This is a genomic window from Pseudomonas sp. GD04091 (genome assembly GCF_029836165.1).
Taxonomy (GTDB): domain Bacteria; phylum Pseudomonadota; class Gammaproteobacteria; order Pseudomonadales; family Pseudomonadaceae; genus Aquipseudomonas.
Window position 1 is genome coordinate 523704 of the sequence record NZ_JAOEBG010000001.1, and the last position, 12405, is coordinate 536108.

A 12405-nucleotide genomic window follows, 5' to 3' on the forward strand; every position below is an offset into this window, starting at 1 on the left:
CATGGACACGATCACCGTAGGGCAATGGATTGGCCATCTTGGCCGGGGCCTGGCGCCCCGCGAGCTGGAATGCGTACTGGACGTTGCCCAGGGCATGACCTCGAAACAGATCGCGCGCCGCTTCGGGATCAGCGAGGGTGGCGTCGAAAAGCGCATCGCTGCGGCAATGTTCAAGCTCGACGTGCCGCGCCGGGCGGCCCTGGTCGCCGAGGCCATGCGCCGCAACATCATCAGCCCCATGTGTTTCCTGCTGGCTTCTCTGATCGCCATGCACGCGGTCAGCGGTGACGGCGACCCGATGCGCCGCGACCGCCGAGCGCCCGAGCGCCGCACTGCCCAAGTTCGAATCGTTCGCAAGGCCGAGGCCTTCGAGCACCACGCCTGAATCCCACCAGAGGATCATCCCATGCACCTTGCCTTCCAGGATCGCCGGCAAGTACTTGCCGCTATGCGCGCTCGATCGGTCATCGCCACCGCCGAGCTCTACCGGATGATTGGCCGCCCTGCCCCGGCGCCTGGCCCGCTTTACAAGGCCGTCACCAAGGGCAACGCCTGGCACATCATTGAGATCGCCACCGGCAAGACCAAAGGTTTCTGCTTCAGCTACAAGGCCGCGATGGTGTTTGTGGATGCGATGGAGGCAGGCGCGGCGACAAAGCGAGGGGCGCTGCAATGAACGGTGAGCCAATCCCCAGCCAGCGCGAAGCCGTGCTGGCCAAGCTCAATGCCAGCATTGACAGCTTCTTCCAAGCTGGCGGCGCAATTCAAAGCCTGCCAACCAGCGGCTACGTGCCGCATCGCCCACATCGCGCCCCAGAACGCGCCGAGGCCCATGAAAGGCCTGCAAAGGCGTCCCGCAAGAAAGTCCGCGAGCCTGGCAAGCGGACGGCGCAGCGCGAGCAGCGCATTGCGGAGGTGCGAGAGCTGGCCAAGCGCATGACCTACGCCGAAGCACGGGCACACACCGGCCTATCGATGGCCTGCCTGGGACGCTACGCCCTCGAGGGCGGATTTAAATTCAAGCCAGACCCAAATCGCGGCAAAGGCAACCTCGGCAAGCAGCTCACAGACCCAGCCAAGGACAAAGCCCTGGCCGAACGGATCACCGCCATGCGCGATGTCGGCGTGACCATGTCTCAGGTGTGCCGGCACCTGGAGATCTCGTATACGCAGATTCACCGGCTCATGCGCTTGTTCGATATCAAGTTTCCCACCACAGCAGAGAAGCGAGCACAGCGCAAAGCATGAAACGCATCACCGCGCGCATCCGGCACGGCCGGCGCCAGCAACACATCAATCTGCCGCCCAGCGGCTTGGGAGGTATCGGCCATGGCGAAGACGCCAGCCCAGCGAAAGAAGGAACAGCGCGAGCGGGACAAGTTGTCAGCGGAGGAGCGCGAGGCGCGATTGCTGTCACGCCGGATTGTCACGGACCTCTACCACAACACCGACGCCGCACTTAAGCGATCAATGGCCCGTGCCGGGATCGACGAAGAGCAGGACCTGATTTCGCGCCTCATCCACGGCGCAGATCGCCTCACCGACAAGCAGCTTGACGCACTGATTCGCACAGCGTGACGTGCCGCCGTGACAGGCGGCCCGCAAACACCTGACCCATCGCCACCATGCCGCCCGCCGGCCACGGAGAGTTACCCATGCCCATTCGCCACGCAGTGATGCACTTCATCGACAAGAAGCCGGACGGAAGCCCGGCGGTTCTTCACCTAGCCGGCAACACCATTCCCGAAAGCAGCGCCATCGAAAGCCTGCTGCATGACGTGAACGACACCTACAACGCCAAGACCGGCAAGGGCTGGGGCTTCTTCCATCCAGAGTCAGGCGCCTATCCGTTCAGTGGCTGGCTGGCCAAGACAATGACCGACGATATGGCGTTCATCGACTTCACCCGCACCGCGGCGGATCACCTGACCAGGCTGATGGAGGAGTCGAGCCTATCGGTCGGCGGGCACGTCCTGTTCGCCCTCTACACCCAAGGCATGACCGACTACCTGACGATCGCCATCCTGCAGCAAGTCGATACCGTTGCCGTCGCCCATGACCTGACCGTCGCGCCATCTCGCCAGCTCGACGCACGCACGCTGCACTTCGCTGCCCGCATCAACTTGAGCGAGTGGATGAACAACCCGGCGTCTCGGCAGTACGTGTCGTTCATCAAGCCCAAGGGCGGGCGGAAGGCTACAGCCTACTTCCGCGACTTCATCGGCGCCCAGGAGGGTGTTGACGCCCCGGGCGAAACTCGGACCCTGCTCAAGGCATTCACCGACTTTGTGAAGGATCAGGACCTGGCCGACGACACTGCCAGCGAGAAAAGCGGCGAGCTGGTGGCCTATGCCCAGGCGCAGGACAAGATCGGCGCACCGGTCAGCCTGGCTGAGCTATCTGCCCTGCTGGACGAAGATAAGCCGACGACCTTCGCCGACTTCATCAAGGCCGGAGACTACGGGATCACCGAGAGCTTCGCGCCCGACAAGCGCACCCTCACCCAGTACCGCCGCTTCACCGGTCGCGCCGAGGGCATGTCGATCAGCTTCGAGGCGCACCTGCTGGGCAAGCGCGTCGAGTTCGACCAGGACAGCGCCAGCCTCACCATCAAGAACCTGCCGACGCATCTGATCGACCAGCTCAAGCGCAACGCAGCCGCCTGACCATCCGGCGCTGCCCGCCAGCGCCTTGCCATTTTCAACGATAACGCCGACCCGGCGAGGGCGGCGCCTGCAATGGAGATTGCCGTGAGCATCCCTGTGAATGCCCTGAAAGAAGATGAGCTCCTGCACTACGCCGCGCTCGATCCGGGCGCAGCAGCGGAGCTTGCGCGACGTATCACCGAGCAAGGCCTCGACCCCAGCGCCTGCGCCGAGGAGTTGCGCGAAGAGATACGCAGCCTAGAAAGCCAGCTCGACGACGAGTCACGCGACGCTGACGAGTTGCGTGACAACGCTGAGGATGCCTGCCGCTGGATCCGGCGTGCACTCGACCCCGATGACCGCGAGCTTTCGGTGGAGCAGCTGCTCCAGAAGGCCCTGGATTGCCTGGAGTAGAACATGAGCACATTCGCAGTGTTCGGCATGACCGCGAGCGCAGCGCTTGCCGATGCCAGGAAGCAGACCAAGAACACCAGGCCCAGCGGCAAGGTGAATTGCCCCCCCATAGAGCTGACGCTCACCGAATGGACTGAGGCCGTGCAGCGCAACGCCGACGCCATCATGGCCGGCGAGAAGGTGAAGCAGCTCAGCGTCCTCTTCGATACCCCGCAGCATGCTCAGCACTTCATCGAGCTGGCCAAGAAGGCCGGGGCCTGTCGCGACCTTCGAGTACGCGCCAAGGCCGCACTGGTCGATGAGAAGGGCCGCACGATCATCAACCCCAAGACCAAGATGCCCGTCATCGGGTGGGCAGATTGGACTCCAGAGATTGCCAAAGTCGCCTGACGCGGAGGTATCCCCATGCCCACAGAAAACCGATCCAGCAACACAGAGATGGTCAGCGACAGAGAAATGACGGAGTGCCAGTTCCACAACAACTGCGGAGGCTGGTGCGAAACACGCCGAGAGCTTGAACACAACCTGTGCGAACACTGCCTTGAATCGCATGACGAAGAAATGTCCGAGCCAGCTCACGTCTCGCAGCCCCAGGGCGATCTAACGGCGCCATATGGCTGGCACGTTGAGTGGGCTGACTCAGGCGATCACTACCTGTTCACGAAGGTCGAGAAGCGTATTGAAGCCTTACGTCTCGATTCAGACGTCAAGGTCGTCCAGCTCTACACCCACGCCGATTCTGGCGAGGTTGAGCGGCTGAATCTTGAGATCGAGAAACTTCGCCTGAATTTGACGCTGAATGATGACGCGTTAATACAGGATGGCTGTGTGCGAATCGAAAACCGCGACCTTCGCTCCCTGCTAGCTGATCAGAATAATCTGTTGCGCGAAATCAAAAACGCCCGAGATTGGAATGGGTCGTACAGTTCGCTAGCGAAGAAGATCGACGCAGCCCTATCCGCCAGCGCAGAGCCGAGCGAACGAGAGTTACAGGCGCTGCAAGCAGAGAAGACCCTCGGCATTGAACGGCTACCGGCAGAGCCGAACGTGCCGGTTGAGCGCGATGAGCCGGTGGCATGGTTCACCGATGACCACATGACCGATAAATCGGCTACGACCTGGGACAGCACGGTAGCCGAGCGCTGGCGTACGAAGGGCTGGCCAGTCGGCGAGCTGTTCGCCCGCGCCGCCCTGGAGCGCAAGTCGTCCTGATCGACGGAGTACATTTGTGCTCCTTTCGTCGTAACCCCTCTCCCCTCTATTCACTGCCGCGAGCGAGCGGCCAAGGCGAAGCTATGTCCAATTACCAGTTCTGCCTGATCCTGTCCTTGTTGTTCTTCATCGCGGCCAACGGAGTCGGCTCCAATGGCGCCGCAGCGATCGGCTACCTCATCGGTATCGCCTGCGGCTTTGCAGCGCTCGCCTGGTGCTTCTTGGAGCGCAAGAAATGACCCGCCTCGCCCTCTGCCTCCTGCTGCTGGCTACCGGCGCCAGCGCAACCGAGAACGTCATCGACGTGCAGCACGACAGCCAGCGCGGCGTCACCTGCTACCTGCTGAATGGGGTCGGCATCAGCTGCATCCCCGACAGCCAGCTGCAGGCCGGCAACGAGCGCCAGCTCTCCCCGCACGAAACCCAACCCGAACCTACACCCGCAGGCGCTTCAGGGCGCTGGATTGATGAGAGGTATTCGCTGTGAAACTGACCGACAACGATCTGCTCTTCCTGGCGGCCAAGGCCATCGGCGGTGCTTTCGATGCACCTACTGAGTCCATCACCCTGGATGGTGGAATCGAGTACACACAGTGGAACCCGCTGGAAGATGACGGCGATGCTCTGCGATTGGCGATTGAGCTGGCGATCGAGATCAGCCCGTGCCCAGCCACCGACAGCGTGATGTGCGAGCCCAAGGGTAAGCCGGAGTCGATCATCACCACCGAAGCCTTGGACGACTTCGGCGCACGTCGCGCCATCGTTCGTGCTGCCGCAGAAATTGGCAGGGCTCAGCCATGACCGCCCTGGCCGAAGCGAAAACCTGCACCTGCCCGAGTGGCGACGGCTCACTGCGCTGGCCGTGCCCGCGCCATCCGCCGAAGAAGCGCAAGAAGAAAGGGAAGCACAGGAGGAAGTCAGAATGATCGCCCTCGCCTACATGGCCTACCTGATCTATCGGGGGCCGCGATGACCGACGCCAGCCTTTACCACGGCGACTGCCTGGAGGTCATGCAGTCGATCCCCGACGCCAGCGTCGACCTGGTGCTTGCTGACCTGCCATACGGCACCACCCAGTGCGCCTGGGATGTGGTGATTCCCTTCGCCCCCCCTGTGGGAGCAGTACTTGAGAATCGCCAAGCCCGAAGCAGCCATCGTTCTCTGCGCGGCTCAGCCGTTCACTTCGATGCTGGTGGCCAGCAACCCTGGGATCTACAAGTATGAGTGGATCTGGGAAAAAGGCGCAGCAACTGGGTTCCTGAACGCAAAGAAGCAGCCTCTTCGGGCGCATGAGAGTGCCCAGGTCTTCTATCGACGCCAGCCGATATATCACCCGCAGATGACCTCTGGCCACGAGCGCAAGACTTCTAAGCGCAAGTCGGTGGATTCCGAGTGCTACGGCAAGGCTCTGCAGCTGACCGAGTACGACTCGACGGACCGATACCCGCGCTCAGTTCAGTTCTTCTCTAGCGACAAGCAGAAGGCCAACTTCCACCCAACCCAGAAGCCGATCAGCTGGATGCGATTTCTGATCGCCACCTACACCAACCCCGGACAGGTGGTGCTCGACAACACCATGGGCAGCGGTACGACCGGCGTCGCCTGCGTGCAACTGGGCCGGCGCTTCATCGGCATCGAGCAGGACGAAGCGCACTTCGGGACCGCGCAACAGCGCATCGCTGAGGCCATCACCATTCGCGACACCCCGGCAGCGCAGATCGAACTGTTCGAAGCGCGGGCCTAACCCCTCCCCCAACTACTCAAGCCCGCCGACATGCGCGGGCATGGAGAGCTATTGCCATGACGAAAGAAGAACTGGCCGCCCAACTGAACGGCCTCGAATACCCGGCCCGCATCCCCGGCGCGCTAATCGTCGCAGCACAGAGTGCTGGCCTGGTGATCCTCTGCGGAGCCAGCGACGACCTGATGGAATTCTACGGCGCACGGCGTGAGGAGATCGGCTGCTACGACGGCGGCACGGCATTCGTCGATACAGACGGCGTCCTCCCCGACCGCGACTGCCTGGATGGCGACGAGGAGATCGCCGAGTACGTGCAGCGCCAGAAGTCGGCCAAGCCGATCGAGGCACTGTGGTGCAAGGAAGACGGCTACAGCTGGACCTACAAGACCGACATTCCGCACGCGACCTTCGAAGTCGTAGAGGACGAAGAGCCCTACTGCCGCGGGATCGTGTTCGCCCTGGCTGACCTGGCCTGACATTTACCTGCCGCCACCGGCGGCGTGGAGAGAAACCATGTTCATGACACCGGATGAGGTAGCCGACATGACGGGCTACCTCCGCCCCAAGGACCAGGTCCGCTGGTTGCAGGCAGAGAAATTTGGGTATGTGCTGGGCGCCGACGGAAAGCCGAAGGTGCTGAGACAAGTCGTGCTCGCCCGCCTGGGCGGGCATGCTGAGAAGAAAGGGCCGGAACTCCGGTTTTGATAGAAAGGACGACCCATGAGGCCGCGAAAGAAGGACAGGCACCTGCCACCGTGCATGTACATGAAGCACGGGGCGTACTACCTGGTCAGGAAAGGAAAGTGGGAGCGCCTGGACAAGGACTACCAAGGCGCCCTGCTCGCCTACGCCAAGATCATGGGCGGCAAGGGTCAGGGCGGAATGCCGAAGCTGATCGATGACGCGCTGGACGCGATGCGCGGGCGCCTGGCAGACAACACCATCAAGCAGTACGAGGCGGCGGCCGAGCGGCTGAAGAACAACTTGGCCGAGTTCGAGCCACGCCAGGTGCTACCGAGGCATGTGGCCGCACTCAAGCTGCACATGTCCGACACGCCGAACATGGCCAATCGGGTGATCTCGTTCCTCCGGACGGTGTTCGCCTACGCGCTGGAACAGCAGATTGTCGACTCAAACCCCTGCACCGGCATCAAGCGGCACGCCGAGAAGAAACGGGACCGGTACATAACCGATGAGGAGTTCGCAGCAATCTGCGGCGCCGCGTCCCCCTACATACGATCGATCCTCGAGATGTGCTACCTCACGGGGCAGCGCATTGGCGATGTGCTGGCCATCAAGCTTTCGGACATCACCGAAAAGGGGATCGCCTTCGACCAGCAAAAGACCGGGGCAAAGCTCATCGTTGGCATGACCCCGGATCTTGAGCAACTGATCGCAAGGGCGAAGGCCATCCCCAGAAAGGTGCGCGGCCTCACGCTGTTTTGCACCCGAAGCGGCGGCAAGCCGGTCTCCTACGAGACGGTGAAGGACGCCTTCAAGAAGGCCTGCGAGAAAGCGAAGGTCGCCGGGGCAACAATCCACGACCTCAGGGCGAAGTCGCTGACCGACACTGACGACCAGGGCAACGATGCCCAAAAACTCGGTGGGCACACCAACGCCAAGATGACCGAGCGCTACCTGCGCCTACGTAAAATTGACATCGCACAGCCACCAGCAATGCCGAAAAAAAGCCTGTAGTATTAGACGTTTCGCAATTGTCTAATAGACGCACAGCTGTAAGGCCCTGAATGTCCAGTATTTCCGACCATACCCCGATGATGCAGCAGTACTGGAAGCTGAAAAACCAGCATCCGGACCAGCTGATGTTCTACCGCATGGGCGACTTCTACGAGATCTTCTACGAAGACGCGAAGAAGGCCGCGAAACTGCTGGATATCACCCTGACCGCCCGCGGGCAGTCGGCCGGCCAGTCGATCCCCATGTGCGGGATTCCGTTCCATTCGCTCGAAGGCTACCTGGCCAAGCTGGTCAAGCTCGGCGAGTCGGTGGTGATCTGCGAACAGATCGGCGACCCGGCCACCAGCAAGGGGCCGGTGGAGCGTCAGGTGGTGCGTATCATCACCCCCGGCACGATCAGCGACGAGGCGCTGCTCGACGAGCGCCGCGACAACCTGATCGCCGCCCTGCTGGGCGACGAACGCCTGTTCGGCCTGGCCGTGCTGGACATCACCAGCGGCAACTTCACCGTGCAGGAGATCAAGGGCTGGGAGAACCTGCTGGCCGAGCTCGAGCGCATCAACCCGGTGGAGCTGCTGATCCCGGATGACTGGCCGCAGGGCCTGCCGGCGGAGAAACGCCCGGGCGCGCGACGCCGCGCGCCGTGGGATTTCGACCGTGACTCGGCGCGCAAGAGCCTGTGTCAGCAGTTCGCCACCCAGGACCTCAAAGGCTTCGGCTGCGACAAGCTGACCCTGGCCATCGGCGCCGCGGGCTGCCTGCTGGGCTACGCCAAGGAGACCCAGCGCACCGCCCTGCCCCACCTGCGCAGCCTGCGCCACGAGCGCCTGGACGACACGGTCATTCTCGATGCGGCCAGCCGCCGCAATCTGGAGCTGGACATCAACCTGGCCGGCGGTCGCGACAATACTCTGCAGTCGGTCATCGACCGCTGCCAGACCGCCATGGCCAGCCGCCTGCTGACCCGCTGGCTGAACCGCCCGCTGCGCGACCTGAAAGTACTGAAGGCGCGCCAGGACTCGATCCGCTGCCTGCTCGACGGCTACCGCTTCGAGAAGCTGCAACCGCAGCTCAAGGAAATCGGCGACATCGAGCGCATCCTCGCCCGTATCGGCCTGCGCAACGCCCGCCCGCGCGACCTCGCGCGCCTGCGTGACGCCCTCGGCGCCCTGCCCGAGCTGCAGAACGCCATGGCCGAACTGGAAGCACCGCACCTGGCCCGCCTGGCCGCCATCACCGGCACCTACCCAGAATTGGCCGGGCTGCTGGAGCGGGCGATCATCGACAACCCGCCAGCGGTGATCCGCGACGGCGGCGTGCTCAAGACCGGCTACGACAGCGAGCTCGACGAGCTGCTGGCCATGAGCGAGAACGCCGGCCAGTTCCTCATCGACCTGGAAGCCCGTGAGAAGGCTCGCACTGGCCTTGCCAACCTCAAGGTCGGCTACAACCGTGTGCACGGCTACTACATCGAACTGCCGACCAAGCAGGCCGAGCAGGCGCCGGGCGACTACATCCGCCGCCAGACCCTCAAGGGCGCCGAGCGCTTCATCACCCCCGAGCTCAAGGCGTTCGAGGACAAGGCGCTGTCGGCCAAGAGCCGCGCCCTGAGCCGCGAGAAGATGCTCTACGACGCCCTGCTCGAGACCCTGATCGGTCACCTGGCGCCGCTGCAGGACAGCGCCGCCGCCCTGGCCGAGCTGGACGTGCTGAGCAACCTGGCCGAGCGCGCGCTGAACCTGGACCTGAACTGCCCGAGCTTCGTCGACGAACCGTGCCTGCGCATCGACCAGGGCCGTCACCCGGTGGTCGAACAAGTGCTGACCACGCCGTTCGTGGCCAACGACCTGGGCCTGGACGACAGCACGCGCATGCTGATCATTACCGGCCCCAACATGGGCGGTAAATCCACCTATATGCGCCAGACCGCACTGATCGTGCTGATGGCGCATATCGGCAGCTTCGTCCCGGCGGCCCGCTGCGAGCTGTCGCTGGTTGATCGCATCTTCACCCGCATCGGCTCCAGCGACGACCTGGCCGGCGGCCGCTCGACCTTCATGGTCGAGATGAGCGAAACCGCGAACATCCTGCACAACGCCACCGACCGCAGCCTGGTGCTGATGGACGAAGTCGGCCGCGGCACCAGCACCTTCGACGGTCTGTCGCTGGCCTGGGCCGCGGCGGAGCGCCTGGCCCAGCTGCGCGCCTACACGCTGTTCGCCACCCACTACTTCGAGCTGACCGTGCTGCCGGAGAGCGAGCCGCTGGTGGCCAACGTGCATTTGAACGCCACCGAGCACAACGAGCGCATCGTGTTCCTGCACCATGTGCTGCCTGGCCCCGCCAGCCAGAGCTATGGCCTGGCCGTGGCGCAACTGGCCGGGGTGCCGGCGCCGGTGATCCAGCGCGCCCGCGAACACCTGGGCCGCCTGGAAACCGCCAGCCTGCCCCATGAAGCGCCGATTGCCAGCAAGAGCAAGGGCGAGCCAAGCGTGCCGCACCAGAGCGATATGTTCGCCAGCCTGCCACACCCAGCCATCGAGAAGCTGGGCAAGCTGGAACTGGACGACATGACGCCGCGCCAAGCTATCGAAATGCTATATCAACTGAAAAACCTGTTATAACGGCCCACCGCGCAAGCTGGTAGAATCCGGCGCGGTTTGCGAGTGCTGCGGGTTATTAGCCTGGCCTGCAGCCACCACCGTGAACCGCGCTGCCCTGGAAGGAAGGGCAAGCTGCCGTCGCCTGAGGAGAGAATTAGAAATGACCTTCGTCGTCACCGACAACTGCATCAAATGCAAGTACACCGACTGCGTGGAAGTCTGTCCGGTGGACTGCTTCTACGAAGGCCCGAACTTCCTGGTCATTCACCCGGACGAGTGCATCGACTGCGCGCTGTGCGAACCTGAATGCCCAGCCCAGGCCATTTTCTCGGAAGACGAAATACCTGCCGGCATGGAGAACTTCATCGAGCTGAACGCCGAGCTCGCGGAGATCTGGCCGAACATCACCGAGAAGAAAGACGCCCTGCCAGATGCCGAAGAGTGGGATGGCAAAACGGGCAAGATTGCCGATCTGGAACGCTGATCGCGTCCTGGTACGAAAAAGGCCCGCAAGGGCCTTTCTCATTTTCAGCGGGCAAAAAAAAGGGGCGGTTTGACCCGCCCACATTTTTTCCGTAGTCCCTGTATGTCCCAATCATCATCCTGATGAATCGCGTCCCGCGATGTCCTTGGCCGTCATCCTTGAAAGCCTGTGTCAGTCCGTCGACACAGTTCGAATACTAGCGATTCCTCGATGGGAAACAAGCGGTAGTTCTCCCCACCTGCTCCAGGTGCCAGATTTTTATTCGCGTTAAAAATGCTTATTTTTCAATTTGTTATGAAATGTACGTCATTGGAAACGACATTGATTTACTGATCCCTACAGCGAACGCTTACACAACGAGTAAGCAATTGCTTACACGCAATACCACGAGGGTGGATAAGTAAACATTGCGGCGATGAGGTCCGCGACCTCAGCCTGTCGCCTGGTTTAAACGCAAACGCCCCGATCGATGTCGGGGCGTTTGCGTTTACATCTCAGCAACGGTTACTGAAACAACGACTCGCTGGACAGGCCATTCTTTTCGAGGATCTCACGCAGACGCTTGAGCCCCTCTACCTGGATCTGTCGGACGCGCTCACGGGTCAGGCCGATTTCCAACCCGACATCCTCGAGGGTGCTGCTCTCATGGCCACGCAGGCCAAAGCGGCGGACTACCACCTCGCGCTGCTTGTCGGTCAACTCGCCCAGCCACTGATCGATGCTCTGTGACAGGTCATCGTCCTGCAGCAGCTCGCAGGGATCGGTGGGGCGATCGTCGGTGAGGGTGTCGAGCAGTGTCTTGTCGGAGTCCGGCCCGAGCGAGACATCCACCGAAGACACGCGCTCGTTGAGACCCAGCATGCGCTTGACCTCTGCCACTGGTTTTTCCAGCAGGCTGGCGATTTCTTCCGGGGACGGCTCGTGGTCAAGTTTTTGTGTCAGCTCGCGGGCAGCGCGCAGATAGACATTGAGCTCCTTGACCACGTGAATGGGCAGGCGGATGGTGCGGGTCTGGTTCATGATCGCCCGCTCGATGGTCTGGCGGATCCACCAGGTCGCATAGGTCGAGAAGCGGAAACCACGCTCGGGGTCGAACTTCTCCACCGCGCGAATCAGGCCCAGGTTGCCTTCCTCGATCAGGTCGAGCAAGGACAAGCCGCGATTGACGTAACGGCGGGCAATCTTGACCACCAGGCGCAGGTTGCTTTCGATCATGCGCTTGCGGCCGGCAGGGTCGCCTTTCTGCGACAGGCGTGCGAAATGCACTTCTTCCTCCGGCGACAGCAGAGGCGAGAAGCCGATTTCGTTGAGATACAGCTGGGTGGCATCGAGCGCCCGGCTGTAATCGATGTACTTGTGCTGCTTGGACGATGCGCCCTGTTTCGACTTGGTCCGAACCGAAGGTACAGCAGGTTCGTCTGACACCACATCCGTTTCCAAAACGATACCCGCTTCCATGAGAAGCAGATCATCGTCGATGTCAAACTCCGGCACTTCTTTACTGAGAGCCATTGTTATAGTCCTTTGCTGAGTTCGAACTCAGACTCGAGCGTCACCTTTCCATGGCAGCGCTGGAGCCTGTCCCCTCTACATCCAAGGAACAGGCTG

At 62.1% G+C, this 12405-nt stretch carries 18 protein-coding genes; 17 read left to right on the forward strand and 1 reads right to left on the reverse strand.

Features of this window, described 5'->3' with window-relative positions:
* Nucleotide 1 precedes the first annotated feature (1 nt).
* The 17 genes from N7422_RS02550 (at nucleotide 2) to fdxA (ending at nucleotide 10797) form a co-directional block, all read left to right on the forward strand.
* Complete coding sequence (locus N7422_RS02550; RefSeq protein WP_279804999.1) at nucleotides 2-385, forward strand: helix-turn-helix transcriptional regulator; 384 nt, start codon at nucleotides 2-4, stop codon at nucleotides 383-385.
* A gap of 21 nt (nucleotides 386-406) precedes the next feature.
* A complete protein-coding gene (locus tag N7422_RS02555) occupies nucleotides 407-676 on the forward strand; it encodes a hypothetical protein (RefSeq protein ID WP_279805000.1) in 270 nt (89 codons plus the stop codon).
* Nucleotides 673-1248, forward strand: a complete 576-nt coding sequence (locus N7422_RS02560; protein ID WP_279805001.1) for a hypothetical protein — start codon at nucleotides 673-675, stop codon at nucleotides 1246-1248. Before N7422_RS02555 ends, N7422_RS02560 begins: the two co-directional genes overlap by 4 nt.
* Before the next feature lie 81 nt (nucleotides 1249-1329).
* Nucleotides 1330-1578, forward strand: a complete 249-nt coding sequence (locus N7422_RS02565) for a hypothetical protein (RefSeq protein WP_279805002.1) — start codon at nucleotides 1330-1332, stop codon at nucleotides 1576-1578.
* Between the two features lie 77 nt (nucleotides 1579-1655).
* Nucleotides 1656-2666: a nucleoid-associated protein YejK gene (gene yejK / locus N7422_RS02570; protein ID WP_279805004.1), complete on the forward strand. Its 1011-nt coding sequence runs from the start codon at nucleotides 1656-1658 to the stop codon at nucleotides 2664-2666.
* Nucleotides 2667-2750: 84 nt separating this feature from the next.
* Nucleotides 2751-3059, forward strand: coding sequence for a hypothetical protein (locus tag N7422_RS02575; protein ID WP_279805005.1), 309 nt, complete (start codon nucleotides 2751-2753; stop codon nucleotides 3057-3059).
* A gap of 3 nt (nucleotides 3060-3062) precedes the next feature.
* Nucleotides 3063-3449, forward strand: coding sequence for a hypothetical protein (locus tag N7422_RS02580; RefSeq protein ID WP_279805006.1), 387 nt, complete (start codon nucleotides 3063-3065; stop codon nucleotides 3447-3449).
* Between the two features lie 15 nt (nucleotides 3450-3464).
* The gene (locus N7422_RS02585; RefSeq protein ID WP_279805007.1) at nucleotides 3465-4271 is read left to right on the forward strand and encodes a hypothetical protein; all 807 of its coding nucleotides are present in this window, start codon (nucleotides 3465-3467) and stop codon (nucleotides 4269-4271) included.
* 83 nt (nucleotides 4272-4354) lie between these two features.
* Nucleotides 4355-4510, forward strand: a complete 156-nt coding sequence (locus tag N7422_RS02590; RefSeq protein WP_279805008.1) for a hypothetical protein — start codon at nucleotides 4355-4357, stop codon at nucleotides 4508-4510.
* The gene (locus N7422_RS02595; RefSeq protein WP_279805010.1) at nucleotides 4507-4758 is read left to right on the forward strand and encodes a hypothetical protein; all 252 of its coding nucleotides are present in this window, start codon (nucleotides 4507-4509) and stop codon (nucleotides 4756-4758) included. The genes N7422_RS02590 and N7422_RS02595 overlap by 4 nt, the downstream gene beginning before the upstream one ends.
* On the forward strand, nucleotides 4755-5072 hold the full coding sequence (locus tag N7422_RS02600) for a hypothetical protein (protein ID WP_279805012.1): 318 nt from the start codon (nucleotides 4755-4757) through the stop codon (nucleotides 5070-5072). Before N7422_RS02595 ends, N7422_RS02600 begins: the two co-directional genes overlap by 4 nt.
* Nucleotides 5073-5397: 325 nt before the next feature.
* On the forward strand, nucleotides 5398-6015 hold the full coding sequence (locus tag N7422_RS02605; protein WP_279805013.1) for a site-specific DNA-methyltransferase: 618 nt from the start codon (nucleotides 5398-5400) through the stop codon (nucleotides 6013-6015).
* A 56-nt stretch (nucleotides 6016-6071) separates the two neighbouring features.
* Nucleotides 6072-6488, forward strand: a complete 417-nt coding sequence (locus N7422_RS02610; protein ID WP_279805014.1) for a hypothetical protein — start codon at nucleotides 6072-6074, stop codon at nucleotides 6486-6488.
* Between the two features lie 37 nt (nucleotides 6489-6525).
* The gene (locus tag N7422_RS02615; RefSeq protein ID WP_039614784.1) at nucleotides 6526-6717 is read left to right on the forward strand and encodes a DUF4224 domain-containing protein; all 192 of its coding nucleotides are present in this window, start codon (nucleotides 6526-6528) and stop codon (nucleotides 6715-6717) included.
* A gap of 15 nt (nucleotides 6718-6732) precedes the next feature.
* Nucleotides 6733-7710, forward strand: coding sequence for a tyrosine-type recombinase/integrase (locus tag N7422_RS02620; protein ID WP_279805015.1), 978 nt, complete (start codon nucleotides 6733-6735; stop codon nucleotides 7708-7710).
* 50 nt (nucleotides 7711-7760) lie between these two features.
* Nucleotides 7761-10334, forward strand: a complete 2574-nt coding sequence (gene mutS, locus N7422_RS02625) for a DNA mismatch repair protein MutS (RefSeq protein ID WP_279805016.1) — start codon at nucleotides 7761-7763, stop codon at nucleotides 10332-10334.
* Between the two features lie 139 nt (nucleotides 10335-10473).
* A complete protein-coding gene (fdxA, locus tag N7422_RS02630) occupies nucleotides 10474-10797 on the forward strand; it encodes a ferredoxin FdxA (protein WP_136916276.1) in 324 nt (107 codons plus the stop codon).
* A 504-nt stretch (nucleotides 10798-11301) separates the two neighbouring features.
* Here fdxA and rpoS read toward each other — a convergent pair.
* Nucleotides 11302-12309, reverse strand: a complete 1008-nt coding sequence (gene rpoS, locus N7422_RS02635; RefSeq protein ID WP_279805018.1) for an RNA polymerase sigma factor RpoS — start codon at nucleotides 12307-12309, stop codon at nucleotides 11302-11304.
* Nucleotides 12310-12405: the final 96 nt, after the last annotated feature.

What these genes read in the sequence shown, in the direction of transcription:
- mutS (WP_279805016.1), top strand. Translation starts at nt 7,761, where the DNA reads ATGTCCAGTATTTCCGACCATACCCCGATGATGCAGCAGTACTGGAAG.
- N7422_RS02580 (WP_279805006.1), top strand. Translation starts at nt 3,063, where the DNA reads ATGAGCACATTCGCAGTGTTCGGCATGACCGCGAGCGCAGCGCTTGCC.
- N7422_RS02565 (WP_279805002.1), top strand. Translation starts at nt 1,330, where the DNA reads ATGGCGAAGACGCCAGCCCAGCGAAAGAAGGAACAGCGCGAGCGGGAC.
- N7422_RS02585 (WP_279805007.1), top strand. Translation starts at nt 3,465, where the DNA reads ATGCCCACAGAAAACCGATCCAGCAACACAGAGATGGTCAGCGACAGA.
- yejK (WP_279805004.1), top strand. Translation starts at nt 1,656, where the DNA reads ATGCCCATTCGCCACGCAGTGATGCACTTCATCGACAAGAAGCCGGAC.
- fdxA (WP_136916276.1), top strand. Translation starts at nt 10,474, where the DNA reads ATGACCTTCGTCGTCACCGACAACTGCATCAAATGCAAGTACACCGAC.
- N7422_RS02550 (WP_279804999.1), top strand. Translation starts at nt 2, where the DNA reads ATGGACACGATCACCGTAGGGCAATGGATTGGCCATCTTGGCCGGGGC.
- N7422_RS02555 (WP_279805000.1), top strand. Translation starts at nt 407, where the DNA reads ATGCACCTTGCCTTCCAGGATCGCCGGCAAGTACTTGCCGCTATGCGC.
- N7422_RS02595 (WP_279805010.1), top strand. Translation starts at nt 4,507, where the DNA reads ATGACCCGCCTCGCCCTCTGCCTCCTGCTGCTGGCTACCGGCGCCAGC.
- N7422_RS02620 (WP_279805015.1), top strand. Translation starts at nt 6,733, where the DNA reads ATGAGGCCGCGAAAGAAGGACAGGCACCTGCCACCGTGCATGTACATG.
- N7422_RS02615 (WP_039614784.1), top strand. Translation starts at nt 6,526, where the DNA reads ATGTTCATGACACCGGATGAGGTAGCCGACATGACGGGCTACCTCCGC.
- rpoS (WP_279805018.1), bottom strand. Translation starts at nt 12,309, where the DNA reads ATGGCTCTCAGTAAAGAAGTGCCGGAGTTTGACATCGACGATGATCTG.
- N7422_RS02610 (WP_279805014.1), top strand. Translation starts at nt 6,072, where the DNA reads ATGACGAAAGAAGAACTGGCCGCCCAACTGAACGGCCTCGAATACCCG.
- N7422_RS02560 (WP_279805001.1), top strand. Translation starts at nt 673, where the DNA reads ATGAACGGTGAGCCAATCCCCAGCCAGCGCGAAGCCGTGCTGGCCAAG.
- N7422_RS02590 (WP_279805008.1), top strand. Translation starts at nt 4,355, where the DNA reads ATGTCCAATTACCAGTTCTGCCTGATCCTGTCCTTGTTGTTCTTCATC.